General features: G+C 71.1%; 14 protein-coding genes. 10 read left to right on the top strand and 4 right to left on the bottom strand.

The features are described from left to right. Positions 1-24 precede the first annotated feature (24 nt). The gene (locus ACIHEI_RS04710) at positions 25-1,719 is read right to left on the bottom strand and encodes an ABC transporter family substrate-binding protein (RefSeq protein ID WP_396605594.1); all 1,695 of its coding nucleotides are present in this window, start codon (positions 1,717-1,719) and stop codon (positions 25-27) included. Positions 1,720-2,103: 384 nt separating this feature from the next. Between ACIHEI_RS04710 and ACIHEI_RS04705 the strand changes: the two genes are divergently transcribed. The 4 genes from ACIHEI_RS04705 (at position 2,104) to ACIHEI_RS04690 (ending at position 6,898) form a co-directional block, all read left to right on the top strand. Beyond that, positions 2,104-3,090, top strand: a complete 987-nt coding sequence (locus ACIHEI_RS04705) for an ABC transporter permease (protein ID WP_396605593.1) — start codon at positions 2,104-2,106, stop codon at positions 3,088-3,090. A 131-nt stretch (positions 3,091-3,221) separates the two neighbouring features. Beyond that, positions 3,222-4,124, top strand: a complete 903-nt coding sequence (locus tag ACIHEI_RS04700; protein WP_396605592.1) for an ABC transporter permease — start codon at positions 3,222-3,224, stop codon at positions 4,122-4,124. Further along, the gene (locus ACIHEI_RS04695) at positions 4,121-6,325 is read left to right on the top strand and encodes a dipeptide ABC transporter ATP-binding protein (RefSeq protein ID WP_396605591.1); all 2,205 of its coding nucleotides are present in this window, start codon (positions 4,121-4,123) and stop codon (positions 6,323-6,325) included. Before ACIHEI_RS04700 ends, ACIHEI_RS04695 begins: the two co-directional genes overlap by 4 nt. 129 nt (positions 6,326-6,454) lie before the next feature. Next, positions 6,455-6,898: a rhodanese-like domain-containing protein gene (locus ACIHEI_RS04690; protein WP_387859147.1), complete on the top strand. Its 444-nt coding sequence runs from the start codon at positions 6,455-6,457 to the stop codon at positions 6,896-6,898. Positions 6,899-6,923: 25 nt separating this feature from the next. Here the strand turns inward: ACIHEI_RS04690 and ACIHEI_RS04685 are convergent, their stop codons facing one another. Together ACIHEI_RS04685 and ACIHEI_RS04680 are read right to left on the bottom strand one after the other, a co-directional pair. Beyond that, positions 6,924-7,847 (bottom strand): GNAT family N-acetyltransferase, encoded by a 924-nt coding sequence (locus ACIHEI_RS04685; RefSeq protein ID WP_396605590.1) that lies wholly within the window; start codon positions 7,845-7,847, stop codon positions 6,924-6,926. Continuing rightward, positions 7,834-9,243 (bottom strand): KamA family radical SAM protein, encoded by a 1,410-nt coding sequence (locus ACIHEI_RS04680; RefSeq protein WP_387859151.1) that lies wholly within the window; start codon positions 9,241-9,243, stop codon positions 7,834-7,836. The genes ACIHEI_RS04685 and ACIHEI_RS04680 overlap by 14 nt, the downstream gene beginning before the upstream one ends. A 514-nt stretch (positions 9,244-9,757) precedes the next feature. Between ACIHEI_RS04680 and ACIHEI_RS04675 the strand changes: the two genes are divergently transcribed. From ACIHEI_RS04675 to ACIHEI_RS04650, 6 genes are all read left to right on the top strand, one after another. Beyond that, positions 9,758-11,212: a DinB family protein gene (locus tag ACIHEI_RS04675; RefSeq protein ID WP_396605589.1), complete on the top strand. Its 1,455-nt coding sequence runs from the start codon at positions 9,758-9,760 to the stop codon at positions 11,210-11,212. Positions 11,213-11,303: 91 nt separating this feature from the next. After that, positions 11,304-12,566, top strand: a complete 1,263-nt coding sequence (locus ACIHEI_RS04670; protein WP_396605588.1) for a SidA/IucD/PvdA family monooxygenase — start codon at positions 11,304-11,306, stop codon at positions 12,564-12,566. Between the two features lie 29 nt (positions 12,567-12,595). Then, positions 12,596-13,765, top strand: a complete 1,170-nt coding sequence (locus ACIHEI_RS04665; RefSeq protein WP_396605587.1) for an aminotransferase class V-fold PLP-dependent enzyme — start codon at positions 12,596-12,598, stop codon at positions 13,763-13,765. An 89-nt stretch (positions 13,766-13,854) separates the two neighbouring features. Then, positions 13,855-14,505 (top strand): hypothetical protein, encoded by a 651-nt coding sequence (locus ACIHEI_RS04660; RefSeq protein WP_396605586.1) that lies wholly within the window; start codon positions 13,855-13,857, stop codon positions 14,503-14,505. A gap of 147 nt (positions 14,506-14,652) precedes the next feature. Next, the gene (locus ACIHEI_RS04655; protein WP_387635852.1) at positions 14,653-15,855 is read left to right on the top strand and encodes an MFS transporter; all 1,203 of its coding nucleotides are present in this window, start codon (positions 14,653-14,655) and stop codon (positions 15,853-15,855) included. Continuing rightward, positions 15,852-17,054, top strand: a complete 1,203-nt coding sequence (locus ACIHEI_RS04650) for an ATP-grasp domain-containing protein (RefSeq protein ID WP_396605585.1) — start codon at positions 15,852-15,854, stop codon at positions 17,052-17,054. Before ACIHEI_RS04655 ends, ACIHEI_RS04650 begins: the two co-directional genes overlap by 4 nt. Before the next feature lie 9 nt (positions 17,055-17,063). Here ACIHEI_RS04650 and ACIHEI_RS04645 read toward each other — a convergent pair whose 3' ends face one another. Beyond that, positions 17,064-17,585, bottom strand: coding sequence for a GNAT family N-acetyltransferase (locus ACIHEI_RS04645; protein ID WP_392945296.1), 522 nt, complete (start codon positions 17,583-17,585; stop codon positions 17,064-17,066). Position 17,586: the final 1 nt, after the last annotated feature.

The raw sequence follows: 17,586 nt of genomic DNA, 5'->3' as shown, positions 1-17,586 counted from the left end.
GGGCATGGCGGGGCATCGGCGGTGCTACTTCTGCCAGCCGACCGAGGTGATCACGGTGTCGGCGAGGCTGCCGGCGCCGTAGTTGGCCAGGCCCTTGCGGACGGCGACGATGCTGGGGCGCTGGTAGAGCTCGACGGTGTGGGCGAGCTCCCAGATCTTCACGTCGGCCTGGTTGTAGAGCTCGTCGGCCTTCGCGGGGTCGAGGGTGGCTGCGGCGGTGCGCAGCAGGTTGTCGATCTCGGGGGTGCTCAGCTTGGAGTAGTTGCCGAACACGTTGTCGCCCTGCGGGGCACGGTAGATCGGCACCGTCTTGGAGAGCGGGAAGGAGCCCGTGTTGCGCCAGCTGGCCAGGTCGAACTTGCCCTGGTCGATGTACTTGGAGAAGTACTCCTTGCTGGGCACCTTGTCGACGGTGACCTTGACGCCGACCTGCTGGAGCATGTTCTGGGTGGCGGCCGCCAGGTCGATCTGGGCCTGGTTGGAGGCGTCGTTCAGCACGTAGTGGAGCTCCAACGGCTGTCCGTCCTTGCTGCGGGTGCCGCCGGAGTCCTTCCAACCCGCCTCGTCCAGCCACTTCTTGGCGGTCGTCGGGTCGTACGTCACCCAGTCGCCGGCGTTGGCCTTGTACCCGTTCTGGTTGGTCATGAACAGGTGGTTGTCGAGCGGCTTGAACTCCACCGGGACGCCCTTGTTGGCGACCTTGATCAGCGCGGTGCGGTCCAGTGCCTTGCCGAGCGCCTGACGGACCTTCTGGTCGGCGAGCACACCGTTGCCGCCGAAGGAGATGTGCACCTCGTCCCACGGGGTGCCGGTCCGGATCACCGAGTCCTTGGCGTCCTTGAGCTGGCCGTAGGAGGCGGCGGCGCCCGCGGACGCGAAGTCGATCTCGTTGTTGAGGTAGGCCTGGGTGATCGCGGCGGCGTCGAGGACCCGGAAGGTGATCCGGTCGAGCTTCGGCTTAGGGCCCCACCAGCGGGGGTTGGGCGTCAGCGTGATGGTCTGCGCGGTCTTGTCGGCGTTGGCGAGCACGAACGGGCCGCCGAAGACCGGGACCTTCTCGATCCAGCCCTCGTTGAAGGCCTGCGGGGTGGAGAGCCCGGAGGCGGGCAGCAGCGGGCTGAACAGGCTCTGCCAGTCGGCGTACGGCTGCGAGAAGGTCACCTTGACCTCGCTCGCGTCGGCACCCTGCTCGACGCCGGAGATCTGCTCGTAGCCGGAGGAGTCGGCCAGGTTGTACGCCTGGTCCTTGCCGTTGGAGGCCTTCCAGACCGCCTCGAAGTCCTTGTAGCTCAGAGCCGTTCCGTCGGACCAGACCGCCTTCGGGTTGAGCTTGTACGTCACCACCTGCGGCGCGGTGGAGGTGACCTGCGCGGAGACCAGGTACTCGGGGACGGGGTGGTAGACGCCCTTGGCGTCGGAGCGGAAGAGCTTGGCCTCCACGTAGCCCATGATCTCCACCGCGTCGCCGTAGTTGCCGTCGACCTGGTACGGGTTCCACTGGGTGATCCACTGCTGGAGAGGTTCGCGCAGCTCGCCGCCGTCTCTGACGTTCTCCAGCGGCTGCGGGTTGTTGTCCTCGGCGTCCACGGTCGGTGCCACGGTCTTGGCGACGTCGCCCCCCGAGCCGCTCTGGCTGCTGCAGGCGCTCGCGGCCAGGAGCGCGGCGAGGGCGGCGGCGACGGCGCGGCCGATTCGGCGGGTGGCGGGCGATGTGTCCATCGGCGGAGTCCTCGGGTCTCGGAGGGTCTTGAGGGTTTTGGCGAGTCTTCGGGCGTCGTCAGGTGTGGCGATGCTTGATCGTGGGCAGCCAACTCGATGCCGGCGGGCCGAACGTAACAGCCCATCAGCCGCCCCCACCAGGGTGATGCGCGGAACTGATCGAAACGAAACGGAGTGAAACACCGCCGCAACACCCCGTCCGTACCCGTCTGATCAGCTGTGACCAGCGGGTTCGCCGGAACGGGCGAACCGCCGACACGATCGACCCTGGACGGGCCGGTCGCGCGTGGCGTACAACTGCTGCGCGAATGTGCGCCAAAGTCCGTACTAGCGAAGGCAAATGACCATGTTCAGCAGGTGTGCGAACCAGGCCGGAGGTGCGCCGTGACGGGCTACCTGGCCAGGCGGCTCGGCTACTACGTCGTCCTGCTGACCGCCGCGGTGTTCCTGGCCTACGCGCTGACCGGCACCGCGCTCGGCCCGCGCGCCTACTTCGAGGCCAAGCAACCGCGCCCCTCCGCCGCCTCCGTCGACCGGCAGCTGACCGCGCTCAACCTCAACGACCACACCCCCGTGGTCGAACGCTTCGCCACCTGGGCGGACGGCGTCCTGCTGCACGCCGACCTCGGCCGCACCATCCACGACACCTCCGTCAACGACGAGTTCGGCCGCCGGATCTGGGTCTCACTGCGGCTGCTGCTCGTCGGCAGCGTCCTCGGCATGCTGCTCGGCGTGGCCGCCGGCGCATGGAGCGCGGTCCGGCAGTACCGGCTCTCCGACCGGGCACTCACCGTGCTGTCCTTCGTGCTGCTCTCCACCCCGGTGTTCCTGCTCGCCCTGCTGCTCAAGAACGGCGCCATCGCCGCCAAGAACGCGGCCGGCCACGACGTCATCCCGTTCACCGGCTACGAGACACCCAACCTCTCCGGCAGCCTCGGCACCCACCTCGCCGACTGGGGCCTGCACCTGCTGCTGCCCACCCTCTCGCTCGCCCTCGGCGGCCTCGCCACCTACAGCCGCTACCAGCGCTCCACCATGCTCGACGTCCTCGGCGCCGACTACCTGCGCACCGCCGAAGCCAAGGGACTCACCCGCACCCGCGCCCTGCTCAAGCACGGCCTGCGCACCGCGATCATCCCGATGACCACGATGTTCGCCTACGCCTTCCTCGGCCTGTTCACCGGCGCCGCCTTCACCGAAACCATCTTCGGCTGGCACGGCATGGGCGAGTGGTTCATCCAGGCCGTCAACGAACAGGACGTCAACTCCGTCGTCGCCGTCAACCTCTTCGCCGCCGTCGTCGTCCTCGCCGCCGGCTTCCTCGCCGACGCGCTGCACGCTGCGCTCGACCCCCGAGTGAGGGCGGCATGAGCGGGATGCGAAGCGAGGGGGCGGAACTGCGCGAAGCGGAAGGCGCTCAACCGCAAGATCGCGACGCCGGACAATGGCTTGCACGTGAGAGCGACGCTGCGCAGCCGGTTACCCCGCGTGGGCGGCTCCGGTTGGCAGCAGCCCGGCTCGCAGCCTCCCGCGGAGCGGTTCTCGGCCTGGTGGTCATGGTGCTGCTCTTCCTGCTGGCCTTCCTCGGGCCGTACCTCACCCCCTGGGACTACGCCACCCCCGACTACACCGCGCTGCGCCAACCCCCGTCCCCACAGCACTGGTTCGGCACCAACGGTCTCGGCCAGGACGTGTTCGCGCAGACCGTCCGCGGGCTCCAGAAGTCGCTGGTGATCGGCCTGCTGGTGGCTGTGCTCTCCACCGGCCTGGCCTCGCTCGTCGGCGCCTGCGCGGGGTACTTCGGCGGCTGGACGGACCGGCTGCTGACGTTCCTGGTCGATCTGATGCTGATCTTCCCGGCGTTCCTGGTGATCGCGGTGATCTCGCCCCGACTGCGCGGCAGCGGCTGGATCGCGTTCGTGCTGCTGCTCGCGGTCTTCAACTGGATGATCACCGCCCGGGTGATCCGTTCGATGACGCGGTCCCTGCGGGAGCGCGAATTCGTGGTCGCCGCCCGGTTCATGGGCGTCGGGCCGTTCCGGATCATCTGGCGGCACATCCTGCCGAACGTCTCCTCGTTCCTGATCATCGACGCCACGATCACCGTCGGCGGCGCCGTGATGAGCGAGGCCGCGCTCTCCTACTTCGGGTTCGGTGTGCGTCCGCCCGACGTCTCGCTCGGCACCCTGCTGGCGGCCGGCGCCGCTGACGCCCCCGTCTTCCCCTGGCTGTTCTACTTCGCGGCCGGCCTGCTGGTGCTGTTCGTGCTCGCCGTCAACCTGGTCGGCGACGGCCTGCGCGACGCCCTCGACCCCACCGCCGCGGCCGGACGCAGGCCCTCCCGCCGTGCACAGGGCCGAAAGAACCGAAAGACCGCCATCCCCTCGCGCCGGAGCACCCCTTGACCACCCCGCTGCTCGCCGTCCGCAACCTCACCGTCGACTTCGGGGACCACCCGGCGGTCCGCGGCGTCGATCTCGACCTGCGTCGCGGGGAGACTCTCGGCCTGGTCGGCGAGTCCGGCTCCGGCAAGTCCGTCACCGCGCTCGCCGTGCTCGGCCTGCTGCCGGGCACCGCCCGGATCGGCGGATCGGTCCGGCTCGACGGCCGCGAACTGGTCGGCCTGCCCGCCCGGCGGCTGGCGGAGATTCGCGGCCGGCGGATCGCCATGGTCTTCCAGGACCCGCTGTCCGCGTTCACCCCGGTCTACCGGATCGGCGACCAGATCGCCGAGGCGGTCAGGGTGCATCAGGCCGTCGGCAAGGCCGCCGCCCGCAAGCGGGCCGCCGACCTGCTCGACCTGGTCGGCATCCCCGATCCGGCCCGCGCCCTGGACGCCTTCCCGCACGAGTTCTCCGGCGGCATGCGGCAGCGCGCGATGATCGCCATGGCGGTCGCCAACGACCCGGACATCCTGCTCGCCGACGAACCCACCACCGCCCTCGACGTCACCATTCAGGCCCAGGTGCTGGACGTGCTGCGCACCGCTCAGCGGGAGACCGGCGCCGCCCTCGTCCTGGTCAGCCACGACCTGGGCGTGATCGCGGGCAGCGCCGACCGGGTCGCCGTCATGTACGCCGGACGGATCGTCGAAACCGCCCCCGTGGACGAGCTGTTCACCGCACCACGCCACCCCTACACGCTCGGCCTGATCGGCGCCGTCCCCCGCCTCGACGGTCGCGGCGGACCACTGGTGCCGATCCCCGGCCGCCCGCCCGCCGCCGGTGAACTGCGCGGCGCCGGCTGCCCGTTCGCCGACCGCTGCCCGCTGGTCGAGGACCGCTGCTGCACCGCCGAACCGCAACTCGTCGACGACACAGGCCACTTGGCCGGCGGACGTCCGGCCGGTGGCAGCGCGCACCCGGCTGCCGAGACGCAAGCTGCCGGTGCCGATGGCCGTGAGGCCGCCGAACCGGCACCGGCCGCCGAACCGGCACCGGCCGACGACGGCCGGGTGGCATCCGAGCCGCAACCTGCCGACTTCGGCGCGCACTTGGCCGCGTGCGTGCGCGCAGCGCATCTCGCCGCCACCCGGCCCGCCCCCGCCGAGGTCTACCCCGTCCCCGCGGTGCCCGCCGCCGAGGCCCGGCCGCGCGAGGAGCGCGAGAGCGTGCTGGCCGTCACCGGCCTCACCCGAAGCTTCCCGCGCTACCGCGGCAGCCTGCTGCGCCGCCGGATCGGCGAGACCTTCGCCGTGGACGGCGTCGACCTCGACATCCGGCGCGGCGAAACCCTCGGCCTGGTCGGCGAGTCCGGCTCCGGCAAGTCCACCACCCTGTACGAGGTCCTCAAGCTGGCCGCCCCGCAGGGCGGGCGGATCGAGCTGCTCGGCCAGGACACCGCCCAGCTCGACCGGGCCGCCGCGCACCGGCTGCGCTCCCGCGTCCAGATCGTCTTCCAGGACCCGGCGGCCTCCCTCGACCCGCGGATGCCGGTCGGTGACGTGATCGCCGAACCGCTGCTCGCCCAGCGCACCCCCGCCGGGGACGCTCGCCGCCGGATCCCCGAACTGCTGCGCCAGGTCGGCCTGGACCCGGCACACGCCGACCGCTACCCGCACGAGTTCTCTGGCGGCCAGCGCCAGCGGATCTCCATCGCCCGCGCCCTCGCCGTCCGCCCCGACCTGCTGGTCCTCGACGAGCCGGTCTCCGCGCTCGACGTCTCCGTGCAGGCCGGGGTGCTCAACCTGCTCCAGCAGCTGAAGGCCGAACTCGGCCTCGCCTACCTGTTCGTCTCCCACGACCTGTCCGTGGTGCGGCACTTGGCCGACCGGGTCAGCGTCATGTACCTCGGCCGCACGGTGGAGACCGGCACCGTGGAGCGGGTCTTCGCCGCGCCCCGCCACCCCTACACCCGCGCCCTGCTCGCCGCCGTCCCGCTGCCCGACCCGGCCGCCGAACGCGCCCGCCCCCGGCTGCTGCTGGCCGGCGACCCGCCGTCGCCCGCCGAACGCCACCTCGGCTGCCCGTTCCGCGCCCGCTGCCCCGTCCACGCCGCGCTCGCCCCCGAGCAGCGCACCCGCTGCGCCACCGAGCAGCCGGTCGCCGTCCCCGCCGCCCCCGGCGTGGACCACGCGGCCGCCTGCCACTTCCCGGACGGCGCCTGACGGGCCGCCGGCCCCCGCATATTCGTGGCCGCATTACCGGATTCGGTTTTAGCGAATGCTTGCGGCACTCGGGGCCCGGATCATAGGCTGTTCGACACCGACGCCATTTCGTTGAAAAGGGGTGTTCCCGTGTCCGACCGGCACGAGCTCTTCCAGTTCCTCACGGCCGACAGCAAGGTGAACGGGGTTCCGGCAACGAACTACCTCTCGACCACCTATTTCCTGGCGAAACTCGCCTCCGAGTGCGACCCGTCGGACGTGGAGCACGACATTTCGCACAAGGTGCCGGGCGTCCGGGTGGTGGACACCCGCAGTGCCGAGTCCTACCGGGAGGCGCACATCCCGGGCGCGCTGAACCTGCCGCACCGGGACCTCGGGCCGGAGCACGTGACCGGCCTGGACCGCGAAGTCACCTACGTGACCTACGGGTTCGGGCCGGACTGCAACGCCGGGACGAAGGGCGCGGCGAAGCTCGCGGTGCTCGGGTTCAAGGTCAAGGAGATGATCGGCGGCTTCGAGTACTGGAAGCGCGACGGGTTCCCGGTGGAGTCCGGGAACCCGTCGGACAGCTGAACCGCAATTAATTCTGGAGCCTCGTTCACCGGGAAGGTGTGCGGGGCTCCACGCCTTCCAGGAAATCGGCCCGGAATTTCGCCGCCCGGGAAATGTCCTCGGTGAGGAAATAGGCGCGCAGCCGGCGGTCGTCGGCGGGCAGTTCGGGCGGATATCCGAGAATCAGGCCGGGGTCGTTCAGGGCGGAGAAATTCAGTACCAGGTCGGCCTCGTCGCAGCCGGTCGGGTCGCCGAAGTCCTGCGAGGGCACCGCCCGGAAGCCCATCTTCACCTTGAAGGCGAACAGCCCGACCTGGGTGAGGTGCCCGTACAGGTTGGGCTCGTCGCCGAGGGTGGCGTAACGGAGGCCCTTGGCCCGGGCGGTGCGCATCGCGGTGAAGTAGAGGGCGCGCGACAGGCTCGCCTCCCGGCGCCAGTACTCGGTGACGGCGGAGAACCGGACCCGGATCGCCGAGACGTCCGGGCACTCGGCGACCAGACAGCCGCCGACCAGTTCCTCGCCCTCGAAGGCGAACACCCCGAAGTACTTCTGTGGGCCGTGCAGCACGGCCTCCCGATGGCGCTTGGCGTACGGCACGCCGAACTGCATCTGGGAGACCCGCTGCTCGTAGAGGGCGAGGAAGCGGTCCAGGGTGTCGGCGTCGACCTGGTCCTGGACCTCCTCGCGCAGGACGGCGGCGCGGCGGCGGGCGCGCAGGATGTCGCGGCGGGGGTTGGCCTCCAGCCGGGCCAGGAAGTGGTCCTCGTCGGGGCCGAGTTCGGCGAGCCAGGTCAGCATCTCGGGCTTGACCACGAAGCCGGCCGCCTGCAGGGCGTCGATCCGGTCGGCGGGCGGCCGGAGCATCCGGACCACGTCGATGTGGCGATCGCTCGATGTCCAGGGCCGGGCGTCGAGTTCGTCGGGGTCGATCAGGGCGACGGACAGTCCGTGCTCGTCAATGAGCTTCATGCGGCGTCTTCTTCCACCACTCCTGGCCCTCCGGCGGAAGGCTCGGGATCGGGTCGTAGTAGGGGTGGGCGCGGCCGCCGGCCGCCGGGTCGGCGGCTTCCAGCGGGGTGAGGTAGTTCTTCGTCCAGTAGGAGATGCCGCGTTGGCGGTCGTAGGAGTCGACCTGGTCGACCCAGCGCTTGCCGACGAACGGGACGTCGCAGACGATCCGCGGGGTGGCGAAGCCGGGGAGGTAGCCCATCATGCCGCGCTGGAGTGCCTGCGCCTCCCAGAGGGCGACCCGCCAGTGCTCGCTGTTGGGGATCATGTCGCAGAGGTAGAAGTAGTACGGCATGATGCCGGCGCCGTCGAGCAGCCCGAAGCTGAGGTCGAGCAGCGCCTCCACCGAGTCGTTGACGCCGCGCATCAGCACGCCCTGGTTGCGGACGTCGCGCACCCCGGCCTCGAACAGCGCGGTGGTGGCGCGGGCGACCGAAGTCGTCACCGACTGGGCGGCGTTGGCGTGGGTGTGCACGGCGATCTGCACGCCCTGCCGGCGGGCGCGGGCGCAGACCGTGGCGAGGCCGTCCAGGACCTCCTTCTGCAGCCAGTGCTGGGGGAGGCCGACCAGGCCCTTGGTGGCGAGCCGGATGTCGCGGATGTTGGGGATGTCGAGCAGCGCGGTGAGGAAGGACTCCAGGCGCGGCCAGGGCAGGTTGGCGAGGTCGCCGCCGGAGACCACCACGTCGCGGATGCTGGGGTGGGTGCGCAGGAATTCCAGCATCCTGCCGAGCCGGTCGGCGGGGCGCAGGTCGAAGCGGTGCTTGGTGAACTGCGGGGTCGGGTTGCCGACCAGGTCCATCCGGGTGCAGTGGCCGCAGTACTGCGGGCAGGTGGGTACCAGCTCGGCCAGCACCTTGGTGGGGTAGCGGTGCGTCAATCCTTCGACGGCCCACATCTCGCTCTCGTGCAGCGAGTCCCGGGTGGCGAACGGGTGGGAGGGCCAGCGCGGGTCGCGGTCGGAGAACACCGGGATCATGTAGCGCCGCACCGGGTCGGCGTACAGCGCGTCCAGGAAGCCGGCCTCGCCGGGCGCGAGGTGCGGCACCATCGTGTTCAGCAGCTGCGGGGTGACCAGCATCGACATGGTGGCGCGCTGCTGCTGGTCGCGCACCAGGTCGGCGAGAAAGGAATCGCCGATTCCGGGTCCGAGGACGGCGCCCAGTTGGCGCGCGCTTTTGACGCAGTTGGCGCGTTGCCACTGCGCGGAATCCCATTCGTCGGCGGTGACCTGCGACCAGCCGGGGAATCTCCTCCATTCCGGCTCGACCGGCTCGCGGAATCGGTAGGAATACGGCTGGACGGGTGTTGTCGCCGGGTTGTTGGTCGATGGGCCTGCATTGAGATGGATCGTCATACCGCCCCCGCTTTCAGTCGTCCCGGGGCCATGGTCCTGCGACGGAAAAGGTCGCAGGAATACGCCTCCGGCCATGCCGGGTCGAGTGAGGAGAAAAACAGAGAAGACTGCGGAAAGGAGTGTCGGAACGCCTGTGGAGGGTGATCGCGGCGCCGGGCCGGCCGCTCGGTGCCGTCGCCCCGGCACACACCCGGCAACTGTTCTAACCCAGGTCGGGGTGCCGATCAAGGACCTTCGCAGCACTGTTCCGGTATGGGCGGAGCTTTCACTGTTGGGCCGCCTGGGGCGGCTACCGACCGATCGGTCGGGAGTGTCCGTTTTTGCCCGGTAGGGATTCGGTAAAAACCGCAGGTCAGTTTACTGGGTGCAACATCAACGCAACAATATTACCTTTGAACGCTTGACAGTGGACACGCCGAGCGGGGTAGGTTCATGATCGTGGCAGGGGGAGCCATGGCATGAAACCGCTGCCCTCCAGCCACTTCCGCCAAAAGCGCAAGGATTGGGTCCTACGTTGGCAGTTAAGTGGGCAGACCAGCACGACTTCCAGACGCTTCTCAAGCGCTCCGAGATCGAGGACAAGCCGGTCCTCCTGGACCTCCACTCACCCGACTGTTCCGGCTGCGGAAATCATGACCGCAGCATTTACTCCGACCCGGAAATCGCCCGGGACATCATGGAGTACACGCTCCCCGTCCGGGTGGTCACCACCGACCCGGACCGGGCCAGCACCGACATCATCAACAACCACATCTTCATCTGGTCGCCGACCGTGCAGCTGCTCGCGCCGGACCAGACCCGCTACCACGAGTGGAACGGCGCCCCGCGCCGCACCCGCCTGTCGGTCGGCTACCAGACGGTGTTCCACGACACCCCGGGACACCTGACCGCCGACAGCTTCAAGGCCCAGCTGCTGGTCGGCCGGGCCAAGGCCGCGCTGCGCAAGCAGAAGTACGGCGAGGCGATCCGGCTGTTCGACGAGGCCACCGCCCGCTTCCCGCAGGACAAGGTCACCGTCGAGGAGGCCGCCCGCTGGCGCAAGGTCGCGCAGAGCGGCGGCACCATCGAGACCTCCTGGTCCCGCCACAGCCAGGTCACCACCTCGCCGCTGGCGGCCGCCGTCGAGCGCTTCGCGCAGACCGTCGCGGTGCTGCCCGACAGCGTCCTGATGAAGGACTGGATCGGCAAGCCCGGCCCCGGCGACTGGCAGTGGTACTCCGACTGCCTGCGCGAGGTCGTCCTGCAGGCATACCAGGAGCTGTGCGACTTCGCGGTCGTCGCCGAGCGCGAACGCGCCAAGAACGGGCCGGAGTTCAACGACACCCACCGGCTGCTCGGCCAGCACCGCTTCGCCTACCGCGAGTTCCAGTCGCTGTTCGTCGGCGTCCCGGACGCGCTGCTCGACACCACCCCGCTGCGCTCCGAGCGCTCCATCCGCGAAAACCTCGCCCACGTGGTGATGGCCGAGTGGTGGGCCTACCGGCCGCAGATCCTGCACGCGCTGGACCGCGGCCGCAACGGCCTGCCGCCGGAGGTGGTGCCGGCCACCGACACCGTCGCCGAGCACGGCGAGCCGCTCGGCAGCCACGAGAGCCTGCACGAGCTGCTCGCGCTCTACGAGCGCCTGCACCTGCGCAACACGCAGGACTACTCGGAGATCACCGAGAAGGAGCTCGGCATCCGCTCCGCCTGGTGGGAGCTCGGCCCGGTCGAGCTGCGGTTCCGCCTCAAGCGGTACATCTGGCACCCGCGTGACCACGCCGTCTCGATCGACAAGATCCTCGACGCGGCCGGCCACCGGCACACCGCCAACCACCGCTTCGCGTCCCGGCTGTTCAGCGGCCTGGGCACCGCCGAGGCCGCGCTGATCGGCGCCGACGGCTTCATGGCCGACCGGGTCGCCACCCTCGCGGCCACCATCAACGAGCGGGCCGACGAAGCGGCGCGCCTGCTCGGCCAGGTCTCCTGACCTCTCGCACCACCCAGGGCCGGTTCCGCGCCCCCGCCGGGCGCGGGGCCGGCCCCCCGACCGTGCCGTCACCGAGGAAGGACCGACAACCGTGACCGTGGCAGACGTTGACGTGGAGATCCTCGGCATCGGGGCCGGCCCGGCCAACCTGGCGCTGGCCGTCGCCCTCGAGGAACTCGCCCCCGACCTCGCCCGCCGCACCCTGCTGGTCGAGCAGAACAGTCACACCGTGTGGCAGAGCGGCCTGCTCATCCCCTGGGCGCAGAGCCAGGTCTCCTTCCTCAAGGACCTCGCCACCCTGCGCAACCCGCGCTCCCGCTACACCTTCGTCAACTACCTGCACCAGAGCGGCCGGCTGGACGACTTCATGAGCCTCGGCTCGTTCACGCCCTACCGCAGCGAGATCTCCGACTACCTGCGCTGGGTCGCCGAGGGCCTGGAGCACGTCGCCGTCCACCACCACCGCCGCGCCGTCCGCATCGACCCCGTCCGCGACCCGCAGGGCGCCCTGCGGCGCTGGGACGTGGCGTTCGCCGACGGCAGCACCGTGCGGGCCCGGCACCTGGTGCTGGCCGGCGGCCGCGACCCGCGGATCCCCGAGGTGTTCCGCGACCTGCCCGCCGAACGCGTGGTGCACAGCAGCGTCTACTCCGAGCGGATCGCCGCCCTGCCGCGCGACGTCCCGCAGCGGATCGCGGTGATCGGCGGCGCGCAGAGCGCCGTCGAAATGGTGCAGGCCGTCCGGGACGACCTGCCGGGCTGCACCCCGGTGCTGGTGGTCCGCGGCCTCGCCCTCACCCCGTACGTCACCTCCAAGTTCACCAGCCGCTTCTACTCGCCCGCCGCGTCCCGCGAGTTCCACGACCTCGACGAGCCGGCCCGCGCCCTGGTGCTCGCCGAGATGACCCGCAGCAACTACGCGGGCGTCACCCCCGAGCTGCTCGACAGCCTCTACCACCAGCAGTACCGCGCCCGGCTGGAGGGCAAGGACGGACTGCGCATCCTCACCGCCACCGAAGTGGTCGCGGCCACCGCCGACCAGGACGGCGTGGTCCTGACCCTGCACGACCGGCTCACCGGCGAGAACACCGAACTCGCCTGCGACCGCGTCCTGCTGGGCACCGGCTACGAACCAGGCATGCCCGCCGCCGTACGTGGGGTAGGAGAAGCGCTGGGGCTGCCCGAACTCACGGTGCAGCGCCGCTACCGGGTCCGCACGGCGGAGGGCGACCACGCCCGCCTCTACCTGCAGGGTGTCAACGAAGCCACCCACGGGATCGCCGACTCGCTGCTCAGCACCATGGCGAACCGGGCCGGCGACATCGTCGCCGACCTTCAGGACGAAGGGGTCTGACCACCCCCGCCCGAAAGGGAGTTGGCACCATGGACATCACGCACCTGCGGGCACGGACGCCCGGTTGCACCGAAACCGCCTTCTTCGACAACGCGGGCGCCGCGCTGCGCACCGAACACGTCACCAACACCGTCATCGACCACCTGACGCTGGAGAGCCGCCTCGGCGGCTACGCCGCGGCCGAGCAGGAGGACGACCGGGTCGAGGCGGTGTACACCTCGGTGGCCCGGCTGCTGAACGCCCGGCCCGAGGAGATCGCCCTGGTGGACAGCGCCACCCGGGCCTGGGACATGGCGTTCTACTCCATCGCGTTCCGCCCCGGCGACCGCATCCTCACCTCGCGCAGCGAATACCCGTCCAACGGCCTGGGGTACCTGCAGGCCAAGCAGCGCTTCGGCGTCTCCGTCGAACCGATCCCCGACGACAAGCACGGCCAGGTCGACCTCGACGCGCTCGCCGGGATGCTCGACCAGGGCGGCGTCCGGCTGGTCGCCGTCAACCACGTGCCGACCTACAACGGCCTGGTCCAGCCCGCCGCCGAGATCGGCGCACTGGCCCGCCGGGCCGGCGCGCTCTACCTGCTGGACGCCTGCCAGTCAGCCGGCCAACTCCCGCTCGATGTACGGGAGATCGGCTGCCACCTGCTGTCCGCCGCCGGCCGCAAGTACCTGCGCGGCCCGCGCGGCACCGGCTTCCTGTACGTCGACCGCGAGGTGGTCACCACCCTGGAGCCGCCGGTGCTCGACCTGCGCGCCGCCACCTGGACCGGCCCCGACAGCTACCTGATCCGCCCCGACGCCCGCCGCTTCGAGAGCTGGGAACGCGGCGTCGCCGACCTGCTCGGCCTCGGCGCGGCCGTGGACGAGGCCCTCGAGCTCGGCATCGGTCCGATCCGCGAACGCATCGACACCCTCGCCGAACAGCTGCGCGCCGGGCTCTCCGCCCTCGACGGCGTCCGGGTGCACGACCGCGGGCAGGTCCGCAGCGGCCTCGTCACCTTCACCAAGGACGGCCGCGACACCCAGCACCTGGTGGACGGCCTGCGCGCCGCCGGAGTGGTCACCCTGCTCTCCCGGCCGTCCGCCGCCAAGTTCGACACCCACCCGGAGAAGCCCACCGAGGTGGTCCGCGCCTCCGTGCACTACTACAACACCGACGCCGAAATCGGCCGCCTGCTCGACGGCGTCGCGCAGCTGTGACACCAGGAACCGACCGCGGCACCGGCGCACCACCTGGCGCACCACCCGGCGACCGCACGCGCACCCGCACCGAGGCCAGGCAGCAAGGCATGACGTACCGGTTCTTCACCGTCGACGACACCCGCTCCGGCGAAGGCCCGGCGGCGGCCTCGCTGCTCACCAGCACCGCGATCGGGGTGTTCCGCACCGACCCCAGGCGGCTGATGGAACGGCACTTCGACATCCACCTCGCCGCCTCGCCCTGGGGCACCCGGGAGGTGATCTTCCGGCTGCCCGGGGGCGGCGTCCCGCCGGACCTCGCCCAGCAGTACGGCGCCGAGGCGTGGACGGTCGGCGAACACTGCCTGGTCGCGTTCCGTACAGACTTCGCCGGCCGCGGCGCCAGGGCCGACCACCCGCTGGAGCGGCTGGCCGGTGTCCGGGCGGGCCTGGCGGCCGGCGACCACCGCGCGCTGTACCTCGGCTGGCTCGCCCTGCTGGGCAACCCCGAGCAGTACGGGCCGGACGAACTGCGGGAACTGGCCGAGGAGTTCGAGCCACCCGTGCCCGCCCGGCTGGCGGAGCCCGACGCCGGACTGCGGCTGCTCGCCGAGATCCTCTGCGTGGACACCCGGCTGCTGCGCGCCGCCACCCGCCCGGCCCCCGGCCCGACCCGCCCCGTCGCCGTCCGCGCCCGCACGGTCGCGGCGCTGCTGCGCGCCGCCGCCGCCCAGGGCCTCGCCCGCCGGGAGGCCGGCTGACCGCGACGCGCCCAGACACCACGCCCCATCCCCGGCCGGGCGCCCGCCACTCGCGGCAGCGCCCGGCCACCGCACGAGAAGGGATTCGCGGATGCCCCCGGCCGGCCTCTTCGAACGCTCCGTCACACCCACCGGGCGGTCCGCCCGGTGAAATCGTTCTGGCTCCTCACCGGCGCCTCCGCGGTCTCGACGATGGGGAACACCTTCCTCTACGTCGCCGTCCCGCTGGCGCTGCTCCAGTCCACCGGCTCCCCGCTGCTCGCGGTGCTGAGCGTCGCCGCGCAGAACCTCCCGTATCTGCTGGCGCCGCTGCTCGGCCCGTTCATCGACCGCTACGACCGGCGGGTGCTGTTCGCCCTCGGCGAGGTCGTCCAGGGCCTCGCGGTCGCCGCCATCCCGCTGGCGCTGTGGCACTCGCTGACCTGGGCGGTGTTCCTGGCGCTGTTCGTGATCGGCCTGGCCAACGTGGTCTCCGACGTGGCCGGCGACTACGGCCTGATCCCGCTGCTGGTGCCCGCCGAGCGGCTCGACCGCGCGTCCGCCCAGTTCACCGCCCTGCTGCTGGCCGCCCGCTTCGTCGGCCCCGCGCTGGCCGGCCTGATCATCGCCGGCCTCGGCTCCACCTGGGCGCTCGAACTCGACGCCGTCACCTTCCTGTTGACGGCGCTCACCACCCTCGGCATGCCCTACGCCCGGCAGGAGCCCACCGAGTCCTCGCTGGTCGCCATGCTCCGCGAGGGCGTCGCGTTCTTCCGCTCGCGCGCCGACCTGCGCCGGCTGACACTCGTCACCGCGCTGTACAACGTCGGCGCCGGCGCCCTCGAATCGACACTGATCACCGTGGGCCGCAGCGACTGGGAATGGTCGGCGCGCACCCTCGGCATCGCCATGTCGATCGCCGCGGTGGCCGCCGCGATCGGCGCCTGGCTCGCCCCGCGGGTGCTGATCGGCGACGACCGCAAACGCCAACTCGCGATCTGCCTCGGCGTGTGCGGCATCGGCACCCTCGGCCTGCTCACCCCGTGGCCGGTCGTGATGGTCGGCGGGTTCGCGGTGCTCTGCCTCGGCGAGGGCGGCATCAACGCCGCCGTCATGGGCTACCGGCAGCAGGCCATCCCCGACCACCTGTCCGGCCGCGTCAACGCGGTGATCCGCACCTTCGTCACCGGAGCCGTCCCGGCGTCCTCGCTGGTACTCGGCCTCACGATCTCGCTCGGCAGCTCCGCCCTGGTGTTCGCCCCCGTCACCCTCGCCGTCGGCGCCGCCTTCCTGCTCTGGACGACGATGCGCCAACCCGGGCCGCCCGAACCGACTTTGACGCCCGTCATCGAAGAGAGGATCGCACAGTGAAGAGGGTTCTCCTCGTCAACACCAGCGGCGACGTCGCGGCCCGCCGGCTCCAGGACCGCACCGACCTCCGGCTGTCCGTCATCACCAGCCCCAACTACCGCGGCTTCTACCGCGAGGACACCGACGTCACCTACGTCGACAACGTCGAGGACCTCACCCAGGTCCGGCTCGCCGCACTGGAGATCCGCCGCCGCAACGCCTTCGAGCACGTGGTCTCGCCGTCCGAGTACAGCCTGCAGGCCGCCGGGTACGTCCGCTCCTACTTCGGCATCCCCGGCGTCGGCTACGAGACCGCCAACGCCTTCTCCAACAAGTACGTGATGAAGCAGCGCCTGCACGCCGCCGGCCTGCCCGTCGCCCGGTTCCGGCTGCTCGGCTCGTTCGACGACGCCGCCGAAGCCGCCCGCGAACTCGGCTGGCCCGTCGTGGTCAAGCCCGCCCTCGGCGGCGGCAGCGAGGACATCTTCGCCGTCCACAGCGCCGAACACCTCGCCGAACTGGCCACCTCCGAACGGACGTTGTCGCTGCGCACCTCGCCCTACCCCATGATCGCCGAGGAGTTCGTCGACATCGCCACCGAATACCACTGCGACGGCATGGTGGTGGACGGCGAGGTCCGGTTCGCCTCCGTCGCCAAGTACTTCACCCCGCTGCTCCAGGCCGTCGGCGACCTGGTCGGCTCCTACACGGTGCCCGTCGACGACCCCGTCGCCAAGGAGATCCGCGACCTGCACGACGCGGCCGTCGCCGCCCTCGGCCTCACCGGCGGCGTCACCCACCTCGAGGTGTTCCAGACCTCCACCGGCTTCCTGATCGGCGAGGTCTCCTGCCGCCCGGGCGGCGGCGGCATCGCCGACCTGGTCGCCCACCACCACGGCATCGACCCGTGGCACGTCCTGATCGAAACCGCCCTCGGCGAATCCCCGGCCGTCGAGGCCCACACCATGGACGGCTGCTCCGCCGTCTACTTCCTGCCCCGCCCCCAGGGCACCATCGTCGAACTGTCCACCGAGGCCGAACTCCGCGCCCTCCCCGGCGTCACCCACGTCGAGATCCGCGCCCGAATCGGCGAGCTCGAGACCGGCGCCATGCACTCCGCCACCCAGACCGGCTTCGTCCTGCTGAACGCCCCCACCGAGACGGAGGTCGCCGAACACGTGGCCGCCCTGACCCGCGCCTACCGGATCCGCACCGTCTGAGGCCGGCCCTCAGCCCGCCCCGGCCGCCCGTTCGGCGATCGCCGGGGCGGGCCAGGCGTACTCGTAGCCGGGGAGCCGGAAGCCGGGGAAGTCCACCTCGCGGTGGGCGACGGGCGTGCCGCCGTGGCGTTCGTAGAAGGCGATGGCCCGGGTGTTGTCGGCCAGTACCTCCAGGTAGAGGCTCTGGCCCGGGTGCCGGTGCAGCATTCGGCCGAAGACGTGGGTGAGCAGGCGGTGTCCGACCCCGGAGCCGATCAGTCCGGCCCGGACGTGCAGGTTGTCGAGCAGGACCCGGCCGTCCGGCTCCGGCACCAGGTAGGCGAAACCGGCGAGCACCGGCCCGTCCTCCGCCAGCGCCAAGTGGCCGTCTTCGCCGCTCAATCTCCGTTCCCAGAGCGCGAGTTGCTCGGCGGCCAGCGGCCCGGCCAGGTATTCGGCGGGCATCAGTGCCGCGTACGCGTGCTGCCAGCTCGACGTGTGGAGCCGGGCGATCTCGCCGGCGTCCCGGGCGCCCCCGGCGCGAATCCTCATC

The organism is Kitasatospora sp. NPDC051984 (assembly GCF_044593455.1).
GTDB lineage: Bacteria > Actinomycetota > Actinomycetes > Streptomycetales > Streptomycetaceae > Kitasatospora.
Note: the sequence above shows the minus strand (reverse complement) of the source record. Positions and strands in the feature narration are given on the sequence as shown.